The organism is Mesorhizobium marinum (assembly GCF_040813675.1).
Lineage (GTDB): Bacteria > Pseudomonadota > Alphaproteobacteria > Rhizobiales > Rhizobiaceae > Mesorhizobium_K > Mesorhizobium_K marinum.
This window is the reverse complement of record NZ_JBFOCI010000003.1, coordinates 97,604-122,409: the sequence shown is the minus strand read 5'-3', so window position 1 is coordinate 122,409 and position 24,806 is coordinate 97,604. Positions and strand designations below refer to the sequence as shown.

Here is a 24,806-nt window from a genome sequence, read left to right as displayed (position 1 = left end):
TCACCCGCGGCGCAGCTCCGGGTTCGCCTCCATCTCGCGCTTCAGCGATGCGGCTGCGTTCACGTAGGCCTCCTGGCGGGCCACGCTCCAGTATTTCAGCTCGTCGATCGGGATGGACTCGCCGGTGACGGCGCAGCGCACGAACGACCCCGGGCTCGTCACCTGGAAGTCTCCGTCGAGATAGCGGATGCGGGCTTCCCTGGCGCCAGGGCCCTCGAAACGGTTCATCATCGCCTTCTTCCGCCACAAAACCCCTTGCAGGTCAAGCGGGCGAAGCACTGGCCCGCCGCCGCTACATCGGGCGTCTGCGCAGGCTACCGCCGGCCGAACAGCCGCTCGATATCGGCGAGCTTGAGCTCGATATAGGTCGGGCGGCCGTGGTTGCAGGTGCCCGAGCCGGGCGTCGCCTCCATCTGGCGCAGCAGCGCGTTCATCTCCTCGGCCTTCATCAGCCGGCCCGAGCGCACCGATCCGTGGCAGGCCATCGTGGCGGCGATGCGGTCGAGCCGGTCCTTCAGCGTGTCGACGGTGTCGTTGTCGGCAATCTCGTCGGCGAGGTCGCGCACGAGATCGCCGACATTGGTCTCTCCGAGCATCGAGGGCGTTTCGCGCACCGCGACCGCGCCCGGGCCGAAACGCTCGATGCCGAGGCCGAAGCGGGCCAGCGTTTCGGCATGCGTGGCCAGCCGGTCGGCGTCTTCCTCGGGGAGGTCCACGATCTCAGGCATCAGCAGCATCTGCGCGGGGATCGGCCGCGAATGGAGCGCCTGCTTGAGCGCCTCGTAGACGAGGCGTTCATGCGCCGCGTGCTGGTCGACGATGACCAGCGAATCCCGGGTCTGCGCGACGATGTAGTTTTCGTGCACCTGCGCCCGGGCGGCTCCGAGTTCCGCGCCGAGCAACGCATCGTCGGCGGTTCCGACGCCGGCGCGGGCGTCCGCGCTGGGCATCGGCGCGCCGCCGAAAGCCGCCTGGGGGGCTTCGCCGAAGCCGAGGTCGAGCGGCCGGTAGGGGGACCTCGCGGCATTGAAGCCGGCGGCGCCGTCGAAATGCCGGCTGCTGCCGCCCTCCCAGCCGGCGGCCGCGCCCTGGCCGCTGGCGGCCGTGCTCGGACGGAATGCGTCGGCCAGGCCGGCCGCGCCGGTGGTGGCCGAACGGATGCCGGCAGCGGCCAGCGCCTGCCTGAGCGCGCCGACGATCAGCCCGCGCACAAGGCCGGGGTCGCGGAAGCGCACATCGGACTTGGCCGGGTGGACGTTGACGTCGACCAGCGCCGGATCGAGCGCCAGGAAGAGAACGGTGACGGCGTGGCGGTCGCGCGGCAGCACGTCGGCGTAGGCGCCCCTGATCGCCCCGGCGATCAGCTTGTCGCGCACCGGCCGGCCGTTCACATAGGCATATTGCTGCAGGGCGTTGGCGCGGTTGTAGGAGGGGATAGAGATGTAGCCGGTCAGGCCGACGCCGTCCCGACCGGCGTCGACCGCAATGGCGTTGTCGGGAAAATCGGACCCCATGACCTGGGCGATCCGGGCCAGCTGCCCGTGGGGGGAAGCTTCGTTCGCCGGCAGGTCGAGCGTCGAACGGTCGGTCCCGGAGAGCGTGAAGCGAACCGCCGGAAACGCGATGGCGATGCGCTTGACGACGTCGGTGATCGCCGAACTTTCCGCGCGCTCGCCCTTCATGAACTTCAGGCGGGCCGGAGTCGCGAAGAAGAGGTCGCGCACCTCGACCGAGGTCCCGCGATTGGCGGCGGCGGGCCGGATTGCAGAAACGTCGCCGCCTTCGACGGAGATTTCGGCGGCCGCGTCGGCATCGGCGGTTCGCGAGCGGATGGCCAGCCGGGAGACGGAGCCGATCGACGGCAGGGCCTCGCCGCGAAATCCGAGCGAGCGGATGTCGTGGATGTCGGTCGACAGCTTGGAGGTGCAGTGGCGCGAAACGGCGAGCGCCAGCTCTCCGGCAGGGATGCCCGCGCCATCGTCCACCACGCGCACCAGCGAAAGGCCGCCGCCGCCGGTGGCGACCTCGACGCGGGAGGCCCCGGCGTCGAGCGCATTCTCGACCAGTTCCTTGGCGACGCTTGCCGGTCGCTCGATGACCTCGCCGGCGGCGATCTGGTTGATCATCGTTTCTGAAAGCTGTCGGATCGGCATTCGCCGATTATACAGGGATTCGGATGGCCGCGTAGCGACCGCAAGCCGATGATCACATGATCATGCGGCGGCCCGCATTTCCTTGCGTCATCCCGCCGGCCTGGCGCGCAGGCCCACGGTTCCGGCAAGGTAGCGCCTTGCCGCCGCAGCATCGGCCGTCCGGCCGCAGAGGCCGACATGGCCGTCCGGCCGGATCAGGTAGAACGAGGGGCGCGGGATCGCCAGGCGCGCCAGTTCGGCGTCGTTGTGCGGATCGTGGGGCACCGTCCACGTCCGGACGCGGTCGCCGAAGCCGATCGCGTCGGCGGTGGGTGCGCCCTGTCCAAATGCGACAAGATTGAAACAGGTGTCGTCAAGGGCCTGGAAAAGGTCTTCCACCGGCCCGCCGTCGCGCAACCGCAGGCGAAGCCAGGGAAAGCGGTCGCCGGATTGCGGTGCGGCGGCCGGCAACGCCTCGACGTTCGCGGAGAGCGGGCTTGCGCGGTAGCGGATGGCCGTCTGCGAAACCGTCCTGAAGGCGAGGTCCTGTATGCGTGGGACGGACATGGCGAAGGCGGCGATGCGGGCGAGGACGCGGGTTCGCATGAGGCCGGCCAACCACCCGTCGGCCACGGCAAGCTTGAAGGCGCGATCCGTGGTGGCGAGTAGACGCCTTGCGACCGGCAGGCGCTCGCCGCCATAGCTGTCGAGCAAGGCCGGATCGGCTTCGCCGCCGCAGACCAGCGCCAGCTTCCAGGCCAGGTTGTAGGCGTCCTGCAGGCCGGTGTTCATGCCCTGTGCGCCGGCCGGGCTGTGGATGTGCGCGGCGTCGCCGAGCAGGAATGCCCGGCGGTCGCGGAAACGCTCGGCCGCCCGGTGGTGGATGCGGTAGGACGAGAACCAGCTGCAGCGCGTGATCGAGAGTTCGGCCCCGGCCTCGTCGCGGAGCGAGGGCATGACCGCGTCGAGGTCGATTTCGCCGGCGCCCCGCTGTTCGGGCGGGACGATGCCGACGATGCGCCAGTGGTCTCGTCCGCGCATCGGGAAGAGCAGGTGAAAGCCTGTCCGCCACAGGTACACGTTGACCTCGTCCGGAACCATCGTGCCGGTCATCTCGACGTCGGCGACGAAGAAGACATGCTCGTAGGGCGCTCCGGGAAAGCTGATGCCCGCGATCTTGCGCACGGCGCTGTGCGCGCCGTCGCAGCCGGCGACGTAGGCGGCGGTGAGGCTGCGCATGCGGCCGCCGGGCGTCGTCAGCACGGCCGTCACGCCGTCCGCATCCTGCGTGAAGTCGATCAGTTCCGTGTTCCACCGAACGGAAACACCGAGTTCGGCCAACCGTTCGCCCATGATCATCTCGTTGTCGTCCTGGCCGAGCACCAGCACGAAGGGATAGGGCGTGGTCATGCGGCCGGCGTCGCCGAGCGGCACATGCGCCATGCGCCGTCCCTGCGCCCAGAGCGTCGCTCCCGTGCCGCGCTTGCCGAGTTCGAGCGCGCGGTCGACGATGCCGAGATGCGCGTAGATTTCCAGCGTGCGGGCCTGCACGCCGAGCGCCCGGGTCTGGCGGGCGGGTCCGTCGTGGCGGTCGACGATCTCGACCCGCACGCCGCGCCGCGCCAACTGGTTGGCCAGCATGAGGCCGGTCGGTCCGGCCCCGACAATCAGGACGTCGGTGTCCATGCAACTCCCCCCGTCAAGACGGAACGCGCCTGTCGCAGGATAGCACGGCCAGCCCCGCAGCACGCCGCCGGCGTCGCTTAACAGGCAGAGTTGGGCGCGAAACGGAAATCCCGAAGCCGCAGGGCGGGCTACCGTGCGAGCGTTCCCAGCCAGGGAGACGTCGAATGGAAGTGGTTGCGGCCGGACAAGGCGTTGATGCGGGCAAGCGGCGCGAGCGCGCCGGAGGGCGCGTCGCCCGTCGCGAACTGCGCTCGCACGGAGCGGAAGGGCTTGGCCGCCCCTATATCGTCCGCAACATTCCGACCTACGATATCCTCTCCGAGGAAAACCTGGTCCGTATCGAACAGGCGGCCGACCGCATCCTGGCCGAAATCGGCATCGAGTTCCGCGACGATCCGGCCACGCTGGACCACTGGCGGCGGGCCGGCGCCAGCATCGATGGCGCGCTGGTGAAGTTCGAGCCGGGCATGCTGCGCGAGATCCTGCGAAGCGCGCCGACCGCGTTCACGCAGCATGCGCGCAACCCCGAAAATTCCGTGCTGATCGGCGGCAAAAGCGTCGTCTTTTCGCCGGCCTACGGGTCGCCCTTCGTGATGGACCTCGACCGGGGGCGACGCTACGGGACGATGGAGGACTTCCGCAATTTCGTGAAGCTGGCGCAGTCGTCGCCCTGGCTGCACCATTCCGGCGGCACGATCTGCGAACCGGTCGACGTTCCGGTCAACAAGCGCCATCTCGACATGGTCTACGCGCATATCCGCTATTCCGACCGCGGCTTCATGGGCTCGGTGACGGCCGAAAGCCGCGCCGAGGACTCGGTCGACATGGCGCGCATCGTCTTCGGCGAGAGCTTCGTCGACGAGAACTGCGTGATCCTCGGCAACGTCAACGTCAATTCGCCGCTGGTCTGGGACGCGACGATGACCACGGCGCTGCGCGCCTATGCCCGCGCCAACCAGGCGGCGGTGATCGTGCCCTTCATCCTCGGCGGCGCGATGGGCCCGGTGACCAACGCCGGCGCGATCGCGCAGTCGCTCGCCGAAACCATGGCCGGCTGCGCCCTGACGCAACTGGAGCGACCCGGCGCGCCGGTGGTCTTCGGCAACTTCCTGTCGTCGATGTCCCTGAAATCGGGGTCGCCGACCTTCGGGACGCCGGAACCGGCGATCGGCTCGATGGTCGTCGGGCAGCTGGCGCGGCGCCTGAACCTGCCGCTGCGCTGCTCGGGCAACTTCACGACGTCGAAGCTGCCCGACGCCCACGCCATGAACGAAGGCACGATGTCGATGCTGGCGGCGGTGCATTGCGGGGCGAATTTCATCCTGCATTCGGCCGGCTTCCTCGATGGCCTTTTGTCGATGTCCTACGAGAAGTTCGTCATGGACGCGGATTTCTGCGGCGCCCTGCACACCTATCTCGACGGCGTGAAGGTGGACGACAACCAGCTTGCGCTCGACGCCTTCCTGGAGGTCGGGCCCGGCAACCATTTCTTCGGCTGCTCCCACACCATCCAGAACTACGAAACCGCCTTCTGGGGCTCGGAGATCGCCGACAACGAGCCGTTCGAGAAGTGGGAGGCGGCGGGCTCGGAGGATGCGGCGACCCGCGCCAACAGGCGCTGGAAGCAGGCATTGGCGGAGTACCAGCCGCCGCCGCTCGACGCGGCGATCGACGATGCCCTGAAGGACTTCATCGCGCGCAAGAAGGCGTCGATGGCGGACGCGTGGTACTGAGATGAAGATCACCGGCGTCAAGGTCACCCATGTCAACGTGCCGCTCGATGCGCCGTTCTGGTGGACCGCCGGCCTCTATGGCGGCGCGTCGAAATCGATCGTCGAGGTGGAGACGGACGCCGGCGTGGTCGGTCTCGGCGAGGCGCCGTGGTGGCATTTCGGCGAGGTCATCAAGGCGGAGATCGCACCGGCGTTGATCGGCGCCGATCCGCTCGACATCGCCGACTGCGAAAGCCGCTGCGTGCCGCCGTGGCAGATCACGGCGAACACAGGCGAAAACGCGTCCTCGGTCGCCTTCGGGTCGGTGGAACTGGCGCTGTGGGATATCCGCGGCAAGGTGCAGGGCGAGCCGCTCTACAAGATGCTGGGCGGCGCGGTGCGCAAGGACATCCCGTTCTCGGAATATTTCGCCTTCCGCCCGGAGCAAGGCGGCGCCGGCGGCGAGATGACGCCGGAAGCGATCGTCGACTACTGCCTGAGGATGCGCGAAGAGCACGGCTCGACGATTTTCGAGGGCAAGCTGATCATGGGCGATCCGGCGCTGGAGATCAGGACCGTCAGGATGCTGCGCGAGGCGCTGGGCGAGGGGCCGCAGATCAAGCTCGATTCCAACATGCAGTGGTCGCTGACCGCGGCGCGCTGGATCCTGCGGGAGATCGAGCCCTACAACATCCGCAACTACGAGGATCCGGTCGCCACCTTCGAGGAGATGGCGGCGCTAAGGCAGCATTCGCGCATCCCGTTCTCGACGCATGTGCCCGACCTCAGGCGGGCTGTCGCGCTCGGCGCGCCCGATACGTTCGTGTGCAATTTCGCGGCGCTCGGCGGCCTGTCCAAGACGCTGAAGTTCATCGCCGCCTGCGAGGCCATGGGCAAGGGCTTCTGGTGCTACTCGAACGATCTCGGCATCATGACCGCCGCCTATCTGCACGTGACGGCGGCGACGCAGTGGATCACCGAGGCGTCGCAGTCGCTGTTCCGCTGGCAGGTGGGCGACGTCATCAGGGACGGGCCGTTCCGGCAGGTCAACAACACCGTGCGGGTGCCGGAAGGGCCGGGGCTCGGCGTCGAACTCGATCCGGCCGCGATGAAGAAGTGGGCGACCCACTTTACCGAACATGGACCGATGGGGCATTTTCACGATCCGGGAAGGGCAGGCCGCTACCGCCGCCTGCCCCTGAACTAGTCTCAGCGGATGCTTCCTGGAGGAGGGCGCCATGCGGGGTGGGATCGGAATCGGGATCGGAATAGTCATGTCGACCGCGTCGGCGGCCGCCGCCGAAGCGCCGAGCGATGTCGTGAAGCGGTTCTACCTGCAGCCGGGGCTGGAACTCGAACAGTCGAGCCGCTCCTACTTCATCGATCCGGCGCGCAAGGTACTCATCCAGAACGACGCGATCAGGCAGGGCGGGGAGGAGGGCTGCCTCGACCCGTCGCTTCCGTTCAACGACACCAATTTCGACCCGGCCGAAGTCGCCGGCAGCCTGAAGCTCGAGGAACTCGTCAGCGGAACGGAAGCGACGGTCGTCGCGAAGTTCATGGCCGAAGGCGAGGAGCAGGCAGTCCAGTGGCGTCTGAGGCAGATCGGCGAGACCTGGCGCATCTCCGACATGATCTCGATGTCCAAGGACTGGGCGCTGAGCCGTTTCCAGTGCGAATAGGTCTGCGAGCCCATTGCAATCAAGGTCTCGGGACGGCCGCCGAGCAGGAGCGAACCCGATGACCAGCGATCCGCTCCTCCAGCCCTTCCGGCTCAAGCACCTGACGCTGAAGAACCGCGTCATGTCGAGCAGCCACGAGCCGGCCTATTCCGAGGACGGCATGCCCAAGGAGCGCTACCGCCTCTACCACGCCGAAAAGGCGAAGGGCGGCATGGCGCTGACCATGACGGCCGGCTCGGCGATCGTGTCGCGCGACAGCCCGGCCGCGTTCGGCAACCTGCAGGCCTACCGCGACGAGATCGTGCCGTGGATGCGGGCGATTGCGGCGTCCTGCCACGAGCACGACTGCAAGGTGATGATCCAGCTTACCCACCTCGGCCGCCGCACCGGCTGGAACAAGGCCGACTGGCTGCCTGTGCTGAGCGCCTCGCCGGTGCGCGAGCCGGCGCACCGGTCGTTTCCGAAGATCGCCGAGGACTGGGACATCGAGCGCATCGTCGCCGACTATGCGAGCGCCGCCCAGCGCATGCAGGAGGCCGGGCTCGACGGCATCGAGTTCGAGGCCTACGGCCACCTGATGGACGGCTTCTGGTCGCCGGCGACGAACCATCGCGACGACGACTATGGCGGTTCGCTCGACAACCGGCTGCGCTTCACCTGGCAGGTCATCGACGCGGTGCGCAAGGCTGTCGGGGACGACTTCATCGTCGGCATCCGGATGGTCGCCGACGAGGATTTCGCCGCCGGCCTTTCGCGGGACGAGGGCGTCGAGATCGCACGCCGGCTCGCGGGCTCGGGAAAGTTCGACTTCCTCAACATCATCCGCGGCTCGATCGAAACAGACGCGGCGCTGACGAAGGTCATCCCGATTGCCGGCATGCGTTCCGCGCCGCATCTGGATTTTGCCGGCGAGGTGAAGGCGGCGACGAAATTCCCCGTTTTCCACGCCGCGCGTATCTCGGATGTCGCGACGGCGCGCCACGCCATCGCGTCGGGCAAGCTCGACATGGTCGGCATGACGCGCGCCCATATTGCAGACCCTCATATCGTCCGGAAGGTGATCGAAGGCCGCGAACACCAGATCAGGCCCTGCGTCGGCGCAACCTACTGCCTCGACCGCATCTACGAGGGCGGCGAGGCGCTCTGCATCCACAACGCCGCGACCGGGCGCGAGGCGACGATCCCGCAGTCGATCGAGCGGTCGTCCAGGCCGGCGAAGTCGGTCGTCGTCGTCGGCGCGGGCCCCGGCGGGCTCGAGGCGGCGCGCGTGGCGGCCGAGCGCGGCCATGCGGTGACGGTGCTGGAAGCTTCGGGGCAGGCGGGCGGCCAGGTCCGGCTCGCCGCGCAGAACCAGCGCCGACGCGAGCTGATCGGCATCGTCGACTGGCGGCTGGCGGAACTGGAAAGGCTGGGGGTCGAGATCCGCTTCGACACCTGGGCGGAAAAGGACGACGTGCTTGCGCTGTCGCCGGACGTGGTCGTGGTCGCGACGGGCGGCCTTCCGCAGAACCCGCCGCTGGAAGCCGGCGGCGACCTCGTGACATCGAGCTGGGACATCATTGCCGGCGCGGTGAAGCCTGCCGAAAACGTGCTGCTCTATGACGACAATGGCGGTCACCAGGGCATGACGGCGGCCGAACTGGCCGCCGAGGCCGGGTCGAAGCTGGAACTGCTCTCGCCGGAACGCTTCTTCGCGCCCGAGATGGGGGGCATGAACCATGCGCCCTACATGCGCGCCTTCCACGAGAAGGGCGTGGCGATCACCATCAACACGCGGCTGCGCGCGGTGCGGCGAGAGGGCAACCAGCTTGTCGCGACCCTTTCGTCGGATTTCGCGCAGGGCTGGCAGGGCGAAAGGCGGGTCGACCAAGTGGTGGTCGAGCACGGTACGCTGCCGCTCGACGATCTCTACCTGGCGCTGAAACCGCTGTCGAAGAATGGCGGCGCGGTGGACTACGAACGGCTGGTCGAAGGCGGCGACATCTTCCCGGAGACAAACAGCGACGGCGGGTTTGTCCTCTACCGCATCGGCGACGCGGTCGCGGCGCGCAACATCCACGCGGCGATCTACGACGCCGTCAGGTTCGGCATCCGCTACTAGGCTTGCGCCAGCGGCCGCGCAAAGTAGCGCACCGACTTCTTGCCGCCATGGATCGAGGCCTGGCCGACCTCGGAGAAGCCGAGCGCGGCATGGAAGGCATCGGAGCCGGGATTGGGCGGATCGGAATTGACCTCGCAGACGACGACCGAATGGCCGGCGCGGGCGGCGGCGGCAAACAGGTCCTCGTAGAGCCGCCGCGCATGGCCGCGCCCGCGCGCCGCGGCCGCCACGGCGACGCGGTCGACATAGGCGAAGCGCGGATAGCGCGCCTTGAACCAGAGGAAGTTGGGGCTGTCGTAGTCGCCGTCCTGGTCGAAGGCGATGAGAAATGCCTCGGCGCGGCCGATCCGCCTGGCATGGAAGGCCTCCGACAGCAGTCGGGACAGGTCTTCCGGCTCCAGCCAGGACAACTCCTCGGCATGCGCGTTGTTGAGCGCGAGGATGTCGGGTTCGATTTCCGGCGTGACGGATTCAATCATCGATGTGCGGACTGCCTTGGGACGCGAAAGGCCCGCTTGTCGCACGGATTTCGCCAGCGTGGGCGAACTAATGTGTGCCAGCAGGCGCGCTACGCGCGGTTTCCCGTCACCACCGTCAGCTGCGGCTTCTTCGGGCTGCGCAACGCCAGCCATTCCTGGGCCTGCTCGGTCGGCATCGGGAAGGCGATGGAATAACCTTGCACCTGGTCGCAGCCGATCGATTTCAGCGAGGTGAGCTCCGCCTCGGTCTCCGCGCCCTCTGCGATGATCGAAATGCCGAGGCCGCGAGCCAGCTCGGTGATCGCCCGCACGATCTTCGTGTTGTCGCCGTTCGAGTTGATGTTCTGGACGAAGCGGCGATCGATCTTCAGCCGGTCGATCTCGTTCGGGTTGACGTGGCTGAGCGACGCATAGCCGGTGCCGAAATCGTCGAGCTCGAGGTGCACGCCGGCCGAACGGATGTGGCGCAGCTTGGCGGCGATGCCGGTCTTCTCGTCGTCGAGGATGACGGATTCGACGATTTCCAGCGACAGCTTCTGAGGCGGCAGGCCTTCCGCCTCCAGCGTATCGAACAGGAAGGCGTCGAAATCGACCTCGCGCAACTCGGTGCCCGAGACGTTGACGGCGAGGCGGCCGAACTGCAGCCCGGCGCGATGCCATTCGCCGGCGGCGCGGATGGCCTTGGCGATCACGACGCGGCCGATGTCGGCCATCAGGCCCGACTTCTCGGCGACGGGAATGAACTCGCCGGGCGGGATCATGCCGCGCGTCTCGTGCTTCCAGCGTACCAGCGCCTCGATGCCGGCGATGGCTCCGGTCGTGAGCGACACCTGCGGCTGGAAATAGACCTGGAAGGACTTTTCGGCGATGGCGATACGCATGTCGTGTTCGAGCAGCTTGCGATGCTCCAGTTCGCGGCGAAGCTCCTCGGAGAAGAAGGAGAACGCCCCGCCGCCCTGCTTCTTTGCCGAATAGAGGGCGAGGTCGGCGTGAACGACAAGGTCGTTGGCGTTGTCGGCGTCGACCGGATAGACCGCGATGCCCGCGCTGGCGCCGGGCAGGATGGTGGTACCCTGGAAGCTGATCGGCTCGTTGATGCGCCGCATGATGCGCTGCGCCACCATGTTGATGTCTTCGGTGCTGCCCGCGCCCTGGAGGATCATGACGAACTCGTCGCCGCCGAGCCTCACGCAGATGTCGGAGGCGCGGCAGGATTCGCGCATCCGCTGCGCGGTGACGACCAGCACGTAGTCGCCGGCCGCATGGCCCAGCGTGTCGTTGATCTGCTTGAAGCGGTCGAGGTCGATCTGCACCACGGCCATGCGTTCGCTGCGGCGCTGGGCACCCTTGATGAGGGTGTCGAAATGGTCGGTCAGGAAGGTGCGGTTGTGCAGGCCGGTCAGGCCGTCATGCACGGCCAGGAACGCCATCGAGTTGCGGGCGTCCATCAGTTCGTCGGTCTTGCGCAGGATGACGTCCGACATCGGCCGGAAAATGAACAGCGCGACGAGGACGATGACGCCGATGGTGGCGTAGAAGAGTGTCCTGTGCAGGCTTGCCGTGCTGTCGAGGCGCGCGTCGGCCTGGGCGCTGATGCGCTGGCTGAGCGCGGTGAAGCCCTCCAGCGTGGCCTTCGCCACGGTTTCGTCGAGCACGGCGCGTTCCTTGCCGGCCAGGTAAGTGCCGTATCCGACGCCGAGTTCCGTCTCCAGCGCGGAGATGAACCGCCAGCCATTGTCGGCGAGGCTCATCGACAGGGCGTCGAGATGGTAGGGCTTGCCGTAGAGGACGCTTTCGATGGAGGCGGGATCGAAGCGCGCCGGCGACGCGGGATCGGCGCCGGTCCGCTTCAGCAGGAGGTCGTAGTTGGCCTCGAACTCGGCGTTGGCGGTCCGCAACGACGAGAGCAGCCCGAGCTTTTCCCGTTCGGGCGCGTCCTGCACCGCGCCGGCGAGGAAGACCACGCGCTGGGAAAGCGTCTTTTGCGCGCTCGCGAGCGTGATCAGGGCGTCGTCATGTTCCTGCGCCGCCATCATCTGCTGCAGCAGGATGAAGGACGCCATGGACATCGCCGCGATGATCAGCAACGCGAACCAGTACGCACCCTTGATCAGGACGATCAGCCGGCGTGAACTGGCGTTCACGGGCTGATGCGTGACGAACGGTTGTCTGGGGCGAACAGCAGCATCCATGCGCCGATCCATGGCAGGCGAACGGTTAACGGGGTTTCCATGACCTGCCTGCCGGCCCGGCCCCGCGCCGGGCAATTCGCGGCAATGGTTATCGGACTGTTTTGCTTTTCGCCTGCTTTTGTGCGATCTGCGCCAATCAACCGACCGCGCAAGGCAGTTCACGCCGGGCGCGTTTGGGTTTAAAGCCTTCACGGACAGAACTTCCGGGACCGACATGAACGCTGAATCCAAGATCGCCGCCTCGAACTACGTCTGGAACGACCCGTTCCTGATCGAAGACCAGCTCAACGAAGACGAGCGCATGGTGCGCGACGCCGCCGCCGCGTTTGCCGCCGACAAGCTCGCCCCGCGCGTCCAGGACGCCTACATGGAAGAGAAGACGGACCCCGCCATCTTCCGCGAGATGGGCGACGCCGGGCTGCTCGGCATCACGGTGCCCGAGGAGTATGGCGGGCTGGGCGCCGGCTACGTGACCTACGGCCTGGTGGCGCGCGAGGTCGAGCGCGTCGATTCCGGCTACCGCTCGATGATGTCGGTGCAGTCGTCGCTGGTGATGTATCCGATCTACGCCTACGGCTCGGAGGAACAGCGCCGCAAGTACCTGCCCAAGCTCGCATCCGGCGAGTGGATCGGCTGCTTCGGGCTGACCGAGCCCGACGCCGGTTCCGATCCCGGCGGCATGAAGACGCGCGCCGAGAAGACGGCGAACGGCTACCGGCTGACCGGCTCCAAGATGTGGATCTCCAACGCCCCGATCGCCGATGTGTTCGTGGTCTGGGCGAAGTCGGCCGCGCACGACAACCAGATTCGCGGCTTCGTCCTGGACAAGGGCATGAAGGGCCTGAGCGCGCCGAAGATCGGCGGCAAGCTCTCGCTGCGCGCCTCGATCACCGGCGAAATCGTGATGGACGGCGTCGAGGTCGGCGAAGAGGCGCTGCTGCCCAACGTCTCCGGCCTGAAGGGGCCGTTCGGCTGCCTCAACCGCGCGCGCTACGGCATCTCCTGGGGCGTCATGGGCGCCGCCGAGGACTGCTGGCACCGCGCCCGGCAGTACGGCCTCGACCGCAAGCAGTTCGGCAAGCCGCTGGCCGGAACCCAGCTCTTCCAGAAGAAGCTCGCCGACATGCAGACCGAGATCGCGCTCGGCCTGCAGGGAAGCCTGCGCGTCGGCCGGCTGATGGATGAGCACAAATTCGCGCCCGAGATGATCAGCCTCGTCAAGCGCAACAACTGCGGCAAGGCGCTGGATATCGCCCGCCAGGCGCGCGACATGCACGGCGGCAACGGCATCCAGATCGAGTTCCACGTGATGCGCCACGCGCAGAACCTCGAGACGGTCAACACCTACGAGGGCACGCACGACGTGCATGCGCTGATCCTCGGCCGCGCCCAGACGGGACTGCAGGCGTTTTTCTAAGCCGTTCCTGGAATGGTCCGGCCGGCAACAGCCCGGCCGGAGGCGTTTCTAAGCTGAGGCACTGAACACCGGGTCGCCTAGGGCGTTCCGGTCGACCTCTATCCCCAGGCCCGGACCACCAGGCAGTGCCATGCTGCCGCCAGCGATCCGGAAATCGGCCTTCGCGTTGGCTACCGTCACCCAGTTGTGGAAGTCGACCGTGTGCTGCCTGAGGCCCTCGGGCGTGGACAGCATGAGCCCCGCATAGGCGGCGGTGTCGATCTGCGCCCCGCCGGTGTCCTCGATCGTCACCTTCAGGTTTCGCGCGATGGCGACGTCGCGGATGAGCCGCGCCCTGGTCAGGCCGCCGACGCGGGCAAGCTTTATCGTGATGCCGTCGACCAGCGCGTCGGCGAGCGCGCGCAGCAGCGCTTCGACGCCGTCGATGCTCTCATCCAGGATGAGCGGCCGGTCGCAGGCGGCGCGGATCGCGAGATTTTCCTCATAGGACGCGCAGGGTTGCTCCAGCGCATAGTCGGTGGCGCGGGTGGCCGACAGGAATTGCCTGGTCTCGGCCGTGCCCCAGGCTGCGTTTGCGTCGCAGATCAGCACCGTGTCGGAGGGAACGGCGGCGCGCACCGCTTCCAGCCGCTCGATGTCCTCGCGAACGTCGAGCCCGACCTTCACCTGCAGGCGTCGATAGCCTTCCGTCACGTATTTTCTTGCGCGCGCGGCCATCGCGTCCGGCGTCTCCTGCGCCAGCGAGCGGTAGAGCGGCAGGCTCACGCCTTCGGCGCCGCCGGTCATGCTGGCGAGCGACCGGCCGGAGCGGCGGCCGGCGAGATCCCAGAGCGCCATGTCGATCGCCGACTTGGCGTATGGATGGCCCTTGAGCAGCAGGTCCATGCGGCGATTGAGGGCGTCGATCCCATCCGCCGGTTCGCCGACGAGGCTGGGCGCGAGTTCGCGCATCGCAGCGCGCGCGCCTTCCGCGAAGGCCGGGTCGTAGAAGCTGCCGAGCGGGGCCATCTCGCCATATCCGGTCGCGCCGTCGCGCGAGACGATCTCGACGATGGTCGAATCGAAGCCTTCGGCGCTGCGCCCGCCCGAACATCGGTAGGTGCCGTCGCGAAACGGCTGCCACTGCCTGAACAGCGTGATGCTGGAGATGGTCATCGCGCGAAACTCCCCGTGGACTGAGTCAGGCTAGCCGCGAACCCGGTGCGGCGGTGCGAAGGAAACGGCGGTCCTGGGCGTCGCATTTCCAACATGCCCCGGCCGTCCAACTGGTCCTGCCAGACTGTATCGGACACGGATACGAACTCCGATTCCAGTCACGTTCGAACGGTTACAGCCGGGGTCTACCCCTTATGAAGGCGGGGTTCCGGTTCGGAACGGGAAGGAAAAGGCAAATGACCGTCCATACGACGATCGGTGATTCGAGTGAGTTGTTCTGGTTCAGGGGCACGCTTGTGAACGTTCGGCTCTCCTGGCATGCGGGCGAGGACCGCGTGAGCGTGGTCGAGCATCTGATGCCCTACGGGAAGTCGCCTCCGCTGCATATCCACCGCAACGAGGACCAGGTGTTCCATGTCCTCGAGGGTGAGATCCTCATTCATATCGACGGCGTCGAGACAGTGGCCCGCGCCGGGGAGACCGTGCTTGCACCCAAGGGCGTGCCGCATTCCTTCCGCGTCGAGTCCCGCGAGGGCGCCCGCTGCCTGACGATCACGTCGGGCGGCGACCTCGAGAAGATGATCCGCGAGATGGGCGAGCCGGCGCTGAACGCCGAACTGCCGCCGCAGGTGGAGCCGACGCCGGCGATGATCGCGGCGCTCAGGGACGCCTGCGCCCGCAACGGGATCGATATCATCGGAGGTCCCCTTACCTAGCCAGGGCGGGGAAGGGGCGCGGATGGGCGAGACGGCGTCCCAACGTCTCGCCCATTCTGCCGTCTGACGGGATTTTCGTGGATTTTTGCCGCGCATCGCGCAACAGTCCGCCCGGACTCCATGCACGGCGGAGCGCGTGATGACCGGTACGTTCCTGAACCATCTTTCGAACGAACTCGCGGGGCTCAAGGCGGCAGGGCTCTACAAGTCCGAGCGCGTCATCGCCTCGCCGCAGTCGGCGCAGATCGAGGTCGGCGGTCAAAGGCTGCTCAATTTCTGCGCCAACAACTATCTGGGCCTCGCCGACAGCGAGGAACTGCGCGAAGCGGCCAAGGCCGCTCTCGACCGCTACGGATACGGCATGGCGTCGGTCCGTTTCATCTGCGGCACCCAAGAGGTCCACAAGCAGCTCGAAGCGAAGATCTCCGGCTTCCTCGGCATGGAGGACACGATCCTCTACGGCTCCTGCTTCGACGCCAATGGCGGGCTGTTCGAGACGCTCCTGTCTGAGGAAGACGCGATCATCTCCGACTCGCTCAACCACGCCTCGATCATCGACGGCGTGCGCCTCTCCAAGGCAAGACGCTTCCGCTACGCCAACAACGACATGGCGGCGCTGGAGGAGGAACTGAAGAAGGCCGAGGGCAGCCGCTTCAGGATGATCGCCACCGACGGCGTGTTCTCCATGGACGGCATCATCGCGAACCTCGCGGGCGTCTGCGACCTCGCGGAAAAATACGATGCCATGGTGATGGTGGACGACAGCCACGCGGTCGGCTTCGTGGGTCGCCATGGGCGCGGCTCTGCCGAGCATTGCGGGGTCGAGGGCAGGGTGGACATCATCACCGGTACGCTCGGCAAGGCACTCGGCGGCGCGTCCGGCGGCTACACCTCCGGCCGGCGCGAGGTTGTCGACTGGCTGCGCCAGCGTTCGCGCCCCTATCTCTTCTCCAACACGCTGATGCCGGCGATCGCGGGAGCCTCGCTCAAGGTGTTCGACATGCTCGACGGGGGCGATGGGCTGCGCCGTCGCCTCTACGCGAATGCCGAGCGCTTCCGCGCCGGCATGACCAGGCTCGGCTTCACGCTCGCCGGCGCGGACCATCCCATCATCCCGGTGATGCTGGGCGAAGCGACACTGGCGCAGCAGATGGCCGAAAGAATGCTCGCCCGCGGCATCTACGTCATCGGCTTCTCGTTCCCCGTCGTGCCGAAGGGGCAGGCTCGGATCCGGACGCAGATGTCGGCGGCGCACTCGCCCGAAGACGTCGACCGGGCGATCAAGGCGTTCGCGGCGGTCGGCAGGGAACTCGGCGTCATTTCCTGAACGCCGGCAAAAGGGATTCACAAACAAGGCATTCGGGAGATGTTTGAATGTCCAACATGATGCGTGCGCTGGTGAAGGCGAGGCCCGAGCCCGGCATCTGGATGGAACAGGTGCCCGTCCCCGAGATCGGGCCGAACGACGTGCTGATCAAGGTGAAGAAGACCGCCATCTGCGGCACCGACGTCCATATCTACAACTGGGACCAGTGGGCGCAGAAGACTGTGCCGGTGCCGATGGTGACCGGCCACGAGTTCGTCGGCACGGTCGCCGACTTCGGCGCGGCGGTAACGGAATACAAGATCGGCCAGCGCGTCTCCGGCGAGGGACATATCGTCTGCGGCCATTGCCGGAACTGCCGGGCGGGAAGGGGTCACCTGTGCCGCAACACGCTGGGCGTCGGCGTCAACCGGCCTGGCGCGTTCGGCGAATACCTCGCCATCCCGCAGCACAATGTGGTGCCGATTCCCGACGACGTTCCCGACGAGATCGCTGCGATCTTCGACCCGCTCGGCAACGCGGTGCACACGGCGCTCTCCTTCGACTTGGTCGGCGAGGACGTGCTGGTCACCGGCGCCGGCCCGATCGGCATCATGGGCGCGCTGGTCGCACAGGCCGTCGGCGCGCGCAAGGTCGTGATCACCGACATCAACCCGACCCGCCTGGCGCTGGCCAGGAAGCTCGGCGTCCACCACGTGGTCGACGCCTCCAGGGAACGGCTGGCCGACGTGATGCGCGAGGAAGGCATGCGCGAGGGTTTCGACGTCGGCCTGGAGATGTCCGGTTCCGCCAACGCCTTCCGCGACATGATCGACACGATGAACAACGGCGGCAAGATCGCCATCCTCGGCATCGCCCCGACCGGCTTCGAGATCGACTGGAACAAGGTGATCTTCAAGATGCTGCACCTGAAGGGCATCTACGGCCGCGAGATGTTCGAGACCTGGTACAAGATGATCGCCCTGGTGCAGGGGCCACTCGACGTCTCGGGGCTGATCACGCACCGGATCGGCGTCGATGACTACATTGCCGGTTTCGAGGCGATGAAATCGGGGAATTCCGGCAAGGTCGTGATGGACTGGTGAGGCCTGCCGCCGGTCGCCGGCGGCCGTGACCGGATTTTTCGCTTTCAGGGCGAACTTCGCAAACTGGTACCCTGCCGCAACGCCGAGTCTCCTGCTATTCAGCCGTCCTCTGGTCCTGGGGCTTTGCATGCGCCGACATATCCGCACCTACACCGCGCGGCACGAGCCAAGCGGGCAGGTGCTCTCGAATCTCAAGTCGGGCGCGGGCGCCGTGCTCGGCATCGGCGCCGTCGGCGGGTTGTCGGTGGCGACCGGCCTGCCGCTGCTCCTGGCGCCGCTCGGGGCAACCGTGGTGCTGCTCTTCGGACAGCCCGCGAGTCCGCTGGCCCAGCCGGCCAACATCTTCGGCGGCTACCTCCTGGCGACCGTGGTCGGCGTGGCGGCGGCGGTCCTGTTTCCGGGGCTGTGGTGGGTCGCGGCGATTGCCGTCGGACTGGCGATCGCGGGCATGCTGATGCTGCGCATCACCCATCCGCCGGCCGGCGCAGTGCCGCTCGTCGCGCTGGCGTCGCCTCTGGAGGCAACGACGCTCTTCCCGACGATCCTGATCGCCTGCGTCAGTCTCGTCGGCCTGGCGGTCGTGCATCACCGGTTGCCGCCGCGTGCGCAGTACCCGCGTCAGATCCCGCTGGATTGATCCCGGCGTCGTTTTCCAGTCAGTTTGTCGTCAGTTCGATGCGCTGACGGTCGCTCGCAAGGCTGATCGGCTGCTTGGCGTAGGTGAAGAGCTCCATTTCCTCGGAGACGCCGGGCAGCCGCTGGCGGCCGATGCTGACCCACTGGTCCGGCTGCAGCGCGACGATGTCGCGCGTCACCAGCGCGTCGACGCCGGTCGCCTTGGTGAGTCCTTCAATGCGCGAGACCTCGTTGACGGTCGGGCCGATGACGGAGAACGCCAGCCGCTGCGATATGCCGATGTTGCCGAACATCACGGTGCCGGTGTTCAGCCCGATGCCGAACCTGACCGGGAACAGGCCCTTTTCGCGCCGCGCCTCGTTCAGCCGGTCGCGCGCGGCAAGCACGTTGCGCAGCGCCGTCGTCGCGGCGCCGACCGCCGCCTTCTGCTCGTCGGCGTCGTTGTAGGGGAAAATCGCCAGCACGCCATCGCCGATGAAGTCGAGCACCTCGCCGCCGGCCTCGATGATCGGCGTCGCCGTGCAGTCGAAATATTCGTTGAGGAGCTCGATGAAGTCCTGGCCCGCCATGGTGTCGGCGAGCGCGGTCGAATTGCGCATGTCGTTGTACCAGACGACCGCGCGGGTCTCGGCGCCGTCGCCGCGCCGGATCGACCCCGCGAGCACACGGCTGCCGGCTTCTCGGCCGAGATAGGTTTCCGAGATGTTGCGGGCGATGCGCGCCTGGATGACGGTCTTGCAGGCGACTGCGAAACGGCGCTGGATCTTCTGCAGCGCCTCAAGTTCGGAGTTGGTGAAGCCGCCCTTGCGGTCGGCCGACCAGGTGCCGATGATGCCGATCTGGCCGGTCGTGGCCGTGTCGTTCTTGACCGACAGGCCGGTGCGGATGACCAGATAGTCGGTCATGCCGTTGGCGGCGACCTCCTCGAGGACCGGAAAGTCGAGCAGCCGCGACGGCCCGTCGAGGTTGCGGCGCAACAGGTCGATGTTGGCGTCCATCATGTATTTCATGGGACTGCGCAGCCAGGCCTCGGACGCGGTCTCCTGGTGCACGAACTGCTCGAACTCGGTCTCCTTGCCGCGGGTCCACAGGATCGTCTCCGCCTGGAACAGGGGATGCAGCGTCGGCCAGGTCAGCCTGGCGCGGCCGAGCGGGACGCCGATCGCATGGATGCGGTTGCACAACCCCTCGAACATCGTGACGATGTCAGGTGAGCCCAGCGCCTGATCGACCAGCCACTCGTTGATGCCTGTTACCAGCGTTGCGTCTGTCATGAATGGCCTTAGGAGAATCCGCTACCCGTCCGCGAATACACCATGTGGCATCGCCAAGCCGCTTTTTTAAGTGCGCCGGCGAAACGAGACTGCAGTTTTTTCGTATATCCTGACATTCAGCCGGAGAACGCGCCGTGACGCCCGATACCGCAATCTTCACCCGATCGCTGCCGGTTGGGGGCGAATTCCGCGCCGTGCTCGACGGCGACCTGTACCGGCCGGCGCCGGACGACTGGCTGATCGCGGTGAGCGACGTGGTCGGATCGCGCAAGGCGATCGCGGCGGGCCGGTACAAGGCCGTCAACATGGCAGGTGTGGCGCTGATCAGCGCGTTGATGAACGCTCTTGAGACCCAGCAGCTTCCCTACATCTTCGGCGGCGACGGTGCCGCCATCATCTGCTCTCCAGCCGACCGCGACGTCGTTGCCGATGCGATGGCGCGAACCGCGGCATGGGTGCGGGACGATCTCGGGCTGGAATTGCGCGCCGCGCTCGTTCCGGTTTCGGTCGTCAGGGCCGAGGGCTACGACGTGCAGGTGCAGGCCACGCGGGTGTCCGAGGCGGTCAACAACTATGCGTTCCGGGGCGGCGGGCTGTCGCGCGCGGAGGCGCTGATGAAGAAGGGCGAGTATGCCGTCGCACCGGCGCCGCCCGGAAGCCGGCCCGACCTGACAGGCCTTTCCTGCCGCTGGTCGCCGATAAAGCCGGATGACGGCAAGATCGTCTCGATCATCATCGAGCCCGGCGAAGCCGCCGGCGACAGCTTTCCCGCAATGGCCGAAACGCTGCTCAACCTTGTGGGCATGCAGATGGCCGGGGGCGGTTCGCCGGTGCCGAAGCAGGGGCCGAGCGGCCGCTGGCCGCCCGAGGGGTTGGAAATGGAGGCGCGGGCTACCCGTGGCGAAGGTTCGCTGGCCCTGCGCAGGATCGCGCTCTACGTCTGGACACTGTTCGCCTGGATCATCCTGACGTTCGGCCTGAACGTCGGATCGTTCAACGCAAGGCACTACAGGGAATTTACATCTCTCAACACGGACTATAGAAAATTCCAGGACGGATTGCGTGTGACCGCATCGTTGGGGGAGACTGAACTGGCCAGACTGAATGAGTTCCTTGAGGGTGAACGCGTGGCGAAGCGACTTCGCTACGGTCTTTGCGTTCAAGATAGTGCAATCCTGACCTGCTACGTGCCATCTGCGACGTCGGATTCACATTTTCATTTCCTCGACGGGGCAGGCGGAGGCTATGCGCAGGCAGCGGAGAACATGAAGTCCTGACCATAAGCCGACATTCGAGAGGTGCGCAAAGCGGTTGCAGGGGGGCATGATTGCCTAATCAGCCGCCACCTGAGGTAGTCGATGCGGTCGCGCATCGTCAGCGGGTTTGGGGAACGACGAGTTGGATGAGGGTGAGGTTCTTCGCGTCAACGATCTGAGGGTGGCGTTCGACGTCAACGGGTCGCCGGTCGAAGTCGTAAAGGGGATCGGCTTTCGCGTCTGCTCCGGCGCCGTGACGGCAGTCGTCGGCGAGTCCGGTTCTGGCAAGTCGGTCACCGCCCAGGCCATCATGCGCATCCTTCCGAAGAACGGCAGCATCGTCGGCGGCTCGATCGATTTCCGGCCGAAGACGGGCGAAATCGTCGACATGGCCTCGCTGGAGGCCAACGGCCCGGTCGTGCGCTCGCTGCGCGGTTCGGCGATCTCGATGATCTTCCAGGAGCCGATGTCCTCGCTGTCGCCGGTCCATTCGGTCGGCAACCAGGTCGAGGAGAGCCTGCGCATCCATGCGCTCGGCAAGGGCATGAGCCGGGCCGAATTGCGCGCTGCGACCGAGGAGACGCTCGGGCTGGTCGGGTTTCCCAACCCGCACCGCGCCTACGACATGTATCCCTTCGAGATGTCGGGCGGGCTGCGCCAGCGCGCGATGATCGCGATGGCGCTGATCTGCCGGCCCTCGCTCCTGATCGCCGACGAGCCGACCACCGCGCTGGACGTCACGGTGCAGGCGCAAATCCTGAAACTTCTCAAGGACTTGCAGGCAAAGCTGGACATGGCGGTCCTGCTCATCACGCACGACCTCGGCGTGGTCGCCAACCTCGCCGATGAGGTGGTGGTGGTGTATGACGGCCGCGTCGTCGAGGCCGGACCGGTCGACGAGATATTCAGGGACCCGCGGCACGACTACCTGAAGGCGCTGCTCAACGCCGCGCCGCATTTCGAGATGGCGCCGGACCAGCGGCTCGTGGCGCTGCGCGGCGGCCAGCGCGAGATGCTGCAGTCGAAGAAGAACGGGGCCAAGCGCGAGCAGCCGAGCGATCGGCCGCTGCTGACCGTCTCCAACCTCAGCAAGGTCTATCATCTGCGCAAGGCCTCGTTGCTGGGCGGCGAGGCGAGGGTCATTCGCGCCGTCGACGACGTCAGCTTCACCATCCGGAGGGGCGAATGCCTCGGGCTGGTCGGCGAAAGCGGCAGCGGCAAGACCACCGTCAGCAAGATCCTGACGCGCGCGATCACCGCCGACAGCGGATCGGTCGTCTTCGACGACGGCCAGCGCCAGGTCGACGTGCTGAAGCTCAACGAAAAGGACCTGAAGGCCTTTCGCCCGCACATCCAGATGGTCTTCCAGGACCCGGTGAGTTCGCTGTCCCCGCGCATGACCATCGCCGACATCCTGCGCGAGCCCATGCAGATCCACAACCAGGGCAGCCGTTCGGAACAGATAGCCCATGCCAAGCAGTTGCTGACGGCCGTAGAACTCGGCGCCAACGCGCTGAACCGCTATCCGCACAGCTTCTCGGGCGGCCAGCGCCAGCGCATCGGCATCGCCCGCGCGCTCGCCATGAACCCCGATCTTCTGATCCTCGACGAGCCGGTGTCGGCGCTCGACGTGTCGGTCCAGGCGCAGGTGCTGAACCTGCTGAAGGACCTGCAGAAAGAACTCGGGCTTACGTATCTTTTTATCGCGCACAACCTTGCGGTCGTGAACTACATGGCCGAACGTGTCGCGGTGATGGCCGCCGGACGCATCGTCGAGATCGGACCCAGTCGCGCGATCTTCGAGGCGCCGACGCACCCATACACGCGGGCGCTGCTGAAGGCGGTGCCCTTCGCCGACCTCGACCGCCCGCTGGTGCTTGACGAACTCGTGCTCAAGGGTTCGTCGGATCCGCGCAACTGGCCGGACGCATTCCGCGGCGACATGGACGATCTTGCAGCCATAGACCTCGGCGGGGGACATCAGGTCCTGGCGCGACAGACGGTGGATATCAGGGAGTTTCACGCATGAGAATCTTCGCTGTAGTTCTTGCCCTCGCGGCATTCTTGGCGGCGCCGGCCCTGGCCGAGGAAGCGCCGCTGCTCGCCCCTCTCGTGAAGGACGGAAAGCTGCCGCCGGAAGCCGAGCGGCTGCCCAAGGAACCGCGCGTGATGGCCATCGACGACTCGACGGGCCGCACTCCCGGCAAGCGTGGCGGAACCATCCGCACGCTGATGGCCGAGCAGGGCGACCTTCGGCTCATGACGGTCTACGGCTATGCCCGACTGGTCGCCTACAACAGTTCGCTCGAAATGCAGCCGGACATCCTGCTGAGCTACGAGAACGAGGGCAACAAGGTGTTCACGCTGCACCTGCGCCCGGGCCACAAATGGTCGGACGGCTCGCCGTTCACCGCGGAGGATTTCCGCTTCCACTGGGAAGACATCCTGACCGACAAGGACATGGATCGCGGCGGGCTCGATTCTGCACTGCTGGCCAACGGCAAGCCGCCGAAGTTCGAGGTCATCGACGAGGTTACGGTCCGCTACACCTGGGAAGACCCGAACCCGCTGTTCCTGCCGGCGCTGGCCGGCGCCCGCCCGCTCGACATCTACAGCGCCTCGGCCTACCTCAAGCAGTTCCACGCCAAATACGCCGATGCCGACGCGCTGGCCGCCGAGGTTGCCAAGGAGAAGGTCAAGGACTGGACCCGGCTGCAGATCCGCAAGGGGCGCAGCTACCGCTTCGAGAACCCCGACCTGCCGACGCTGCAGCCTTGGACGAACAGGACCTATTCGCCCGCCAACCGCTACGTCTTCGAGCGCAACCCCTTCTATCATCGGGTCGACCAGAACGGCGTCCAGCTGCCCTATGTCGACCAGGTCGTCGTCAACATCGCCGAAAGCTCGATCATTCCGGCCAAGACGGGGTCCGGCGAGACCGACCTGCAGGAACGCTACCTGAGCTTCGCCGACTACACCTTCCTGAAGGAAGGCGAGAAGCGCAACGACTACACCGTCAGGCTGTGGACGGTCGGCAAGGGCTCGGCCGTCGCGCTCTTCCCGAACCTCAACACCAACGACGCCGGCTGGCGCGAACTGTTCCGCGACGTGCGCTTCCGCCGCGCGCTTTCGCTCGGCATCGACCGCTCGCAGATCAACCAGGTGCTGTTTGCCGGCCTGGCCAAGGAAGGCGCCAGCACCGTCCTGCCCGGCAGCTCGCTGTTCCGCGACGAACTCGGCAGCGCCTATGCCGAACTGGACGAGGACAAGGCGAACGCGCTGCTCGACGAGATCGGGCTGGAGCGCAACGCCAAGGGCATCCGCACGATGAAGGACGGCCGCCCGCTCGACCTGGTGGTCGAGAGCACCGGCGAGAGCTCCATGGAGGCGGACGTTCTCGAACTGGTGACCAGCGACTGGGCCAAGCTCGGCATCAAGCTTCTGACCCGCACCAGCCAGCGCGACATCTTCCGCAGCCGCGTTGCGGCCGGCGAGACCAACATGTCGGTCTGGGCCGGCGTCGACAACGGCGCGCCGACGGCTGAGTTCAGCCCGCAGGAGTTCGTGCCGAGCGACCCCTACCAGCTGCAGTGGCCGATGTGGGGAACCTATGTCAGCACGCAGGGCACGGCCGGGCAGAGCATCGACGATCCGTCGGCGCAGAAGCTGGTCGACCTCTACAAGCAGTGGCTGGTTTCGGAGGATTCCGAGACGCGGCACAAGATCTGGACGGAAATCCTCGACATCCACGCGGACCAGGTCTTCTCGATCGGCATCGTCACCGCCACGCTGGTGCCCGTCGTCATCTCGAACAAGCTGCACAACGTGCCCGCCGAGGGCATCTCCAGCTTCGATCCCTACGGGTATTTCGGCGTCCACGAGATGGACGCCTTCTGGATGGATTAGGGCGATGCAGTCCTTCCGCCCCCTTGTGGTTCCTATCGCACGCCCCGCCGCCG

At 66.7% G+C, this 24,806-nt stretch carries 19 protein-coding genes; 12 read left to right on the top strand and 7 right to left on the bottom strand.

From position 1 onward, the window contains the following. From ABUE31_RS11450 to ABUE31_RS11440, 3 genes are all read right to left on the bottom strand, one after another. Positions 1-231, bottom strand: a complete 231-nt coding sequence (locus ABUE31_RS11450; RefSeq protein WP_367723735.1) for a DUF2093 domain-containing protein — start codon at positions 229-231, stop codon at positions 1-3. Between the two features lie 83 nt (positions 232-314). Further along, positions 315-2,153, bottom strand: coding sequence for a DNA mismatch repair endonuclease MutL (gene mutL / locus ABUE31_RS11445; protein ID WP_367723734.1), 1,839 nt, complete (start codon positions 2,151-2,153; stop codon positions 315-317). A gap of 87 nt (positions 2,154-2,240) precedes the next feature. Beyond that, positions 2,241-3,818, bottom strand: coding sequence for an FAD-dependent oxidoreductase (locus ABUE31_RS11440; protein WP_367723733.1), 1,578 nt, complete (start codon positions 3,816-3,818; stop codon positions 2,241-2,243). Positions 3,819-3,982: 164 nt separating this feature from the next. Here ABUE31_RS11440 and ABUE31_RS11435 point away from each other — a divergent pair, with 164 nt between their 5' ends. From ABUE31_RS11435 to ABUE31_RS11420, 4 genes are all read left to right on the top strand, one after another. Next, positions 3,983-5,551: a trimethylamine methyltransferase family protein gene (locus tag ABUE31_RS11435; protein WP_367723732.1), complete on the top strand. Its 1,569-nt coding sequence runs from the start codon at positions 3,983-3,985 to the stop codon at positions 5,549-5,551. Between the two features lies 1 nt (position 5,552). Further along, positions 5,553-6,737, top strand: coding sequence for a mandelate racemase/muconate lactonizing enzyme family protein (locus tag ABUE31_RS11430; RefSeq protein ID WP_367723731.1), 1,185 nt, complete (start codon positions 5,553-5,555; stop codon positions 6,735-6,737). A gap of 67 nt (positions 6,738-6,804) precedes the next feature. Continuing rightward, positions 6,805-7,212 (top strand): hypothetical protein, encoded by a 408-nt coding sequence (locus tag ABUE31_RS11425; RefSeq protein WP_367723730.1) that lies wholly within the window; start codon positions 6,805-6,807, stop codon positions 7,210-7,212. A gap of 58 nt (positions 7,213-7,270) precedes the next feature. After that, positions 7,271-9,313, top strand: a complete 2,043-nt coding sequence (locus ABUE31_RS11420; RefSeq protein WP_367723729.1) for an oxidoreductase — start codon at positions 7,271-7,273, stop codon at positions 9,311-9,313. On the opposite strand, the gene ABUE31_RS11415 is transcribed toward ABUE31_RS11420, so the two are convergent. Then, positions 9,310-9,792, bottom strand: coding sequence for a GNAT family N-acetyltransferase (locus ABUE31_RS11415; protein ID WP_367723728.1), 483 nt, complete (start codon positions 9,790-9,792; stop codon positions 9,310-9,312). The two genes, ABUE31_RS11420 and ABUE31_RS11415, sit on opposite strands and share 4 nt — an antisense overlap. An 89-nt stretch (positions 9,793-9,881) precedes the next feature. Next, entirely contained in the window at positions 9,882-11,984 is a 2,103-nt protein-coding gene (locus ABUE31_RS11410; protein WP_367723727.1) for a putative bifunctional diguanylate cyclase/phosphodiesterase, read from the bottom strand. Positions 11,985-12,198: 214 nt separating this feature from the next. On the opposite strand from ABUE31_RS11410, the gene ABUE31_RS11405 reads away from it, so the two are divergent. Beyond that, positions 12,199-13,401, top strand: a complete 1,203-nt coding sequence (locus ABUE31_RS11405) for an acyl-CoA dehydrogenase (protein ID WP_367723726.1) — start codon at positions 12,199-12,201, stop codon at positions 13,399-13,401. Positions 13,402-13,449: 48 nt separating this feature from the next. On the opposite strand, the gene ABUE31_RS11400 is transcribed toward ABUE31_RS11405, so the two are convergent. Continuing rightward, a complete protein-coding gene (locus ABUE31_RS11400; RefSeq protein WP_367723725.1) occupies positions 13,450-14,556 on the bottom strand; it encodes a mandelate racemase/muconate lactonizing enzyme family protein in 1,107 nt (368 codons plus the stop codon). A gap of 236 nt (positions 14,557-14,792) precedes the next feature. Here ABUE31_RS11400 and ABUE31_RS11395 point away from each other — a divergent pair, with 236 nt between their 5' ends. The 4 genes from ABUE31_RS11395 to ABUE31_RS11380 all read left to right on the top strand — a co-directional run bounded on the left by ABUE31_RS11395 (position 14,793) and on the right by ABUE31_RS11380 (position 18,318). Continuing rightward, a complete protein-coding gene (locus ABUE31_RS11395) occupies positions 14,793-15,272 on the top strand; it encodes a cupin domain-containing protein (RefSeq protein ID WP_367723724.1) in 480 nt (159 codons plus the stop codon). A 139-nt stretch (positions 15,273-15,411) separates the two neighbouring features. Next, positions 15,412-16,599 (top strand): glycine C-acetyltransferase, encoded by a 1,188-nt coding sequence (locus ABUE31_RS11390; protein ID WP_367723723.1) that lies wholly within the window; start codon positions 15,412-15,414, stop codon positions 16,597-16,599. Between the two features lie 47 nt (positions 16,600-16,646). Then, complete coding sequence (gene tdh, locus ABUE31_RS11385; protein ID WP_367723722.1) at positions 16,647-17,681, top strand: L-threonine 3-dehydrogenase; 1,035 nt, start codon at positions 16,647-16,649, stop codon at positions 17,679-17,681. 127 nt (positions 17,682-17,808) lie between these two features. Continuing rightward, on the top strand, positions 17,809-18,318 hold the full coding sequence (locus tag ABUE31_RS11380; protein ID WP_367723721.1) for an HPP family protein: 510 nt from the start codon (positions 17,809-17,811) through the stop codon (positions 18,316-18,318). 19 nt (positions 18,319-18,337) lie between these two features. Here the strand turns inward: ABUE31_RS11380 and ABUE31_RS11375 are convergent, their stop codons facing one another. Beyond that, on the bottom strand, positions 18,338-19,591 hold the full coding sequence (locus tag ABUE31_RS11375) for an adenylate/guanylate cyclase domain-containing protein (RefSeq protein WP_367723720.1): 1,254 nt from the start codon (positions 19,589-19,591) through the stop codon (positions 18,338-18,340). Between the two features lie 134 nt (positions 19,592-19,725). Here ABUE31_RS11375 and ABUE31_RS11370 point away from each other — a divergent pair, with 134 nt between their 5' ends. The 3 genes from ABUE31_RS11370 (at position 19,726) to ABUE31_RS11360 (ending at position 24,753) form a co-directional block, all read left to right on the top strand. Then, positions 19,726-20,868, top strand: coding sequence for a DUF3095 domain-containing protein (locus ABUE31_RS11370; RefSeq protein WP_367723719.1), 1,143 nt, complete (start codon positions 19,726-19,728; stop codon positions 20,866-20,868). Positions 20,869-20,989: 121 nt separating this feature from the next. Beyond that, on the top strand, positions 20,990-22,876 hold the full coding sequence (locus tag ABUE31_RS11365; protein WP_367723717.1) for a dipeptide ABC transporter ATP-binding protein: 1,887 nt from the start codon (positions 20,990-20,992) through the stop codon (positions 22,874-22,876). Then, positions 22,873-24,753: an ABC transporter substrate-binding protein gene (locus ABUE31_RS11360; RefSeq protein WP_367723716.1), complete on the top strand. Its 1,881-nt coding sequence runs from the start codon at positions 22,873-22,875 to the stop codon at positions 24,751-24,753. Before ABUE31_RS11365 ends, ABUE31_RS11360 begins: the two co-directional genes overlap by 4 nt. Positions 24,754-24,806 lie beyond the last annotated feature (53 nt).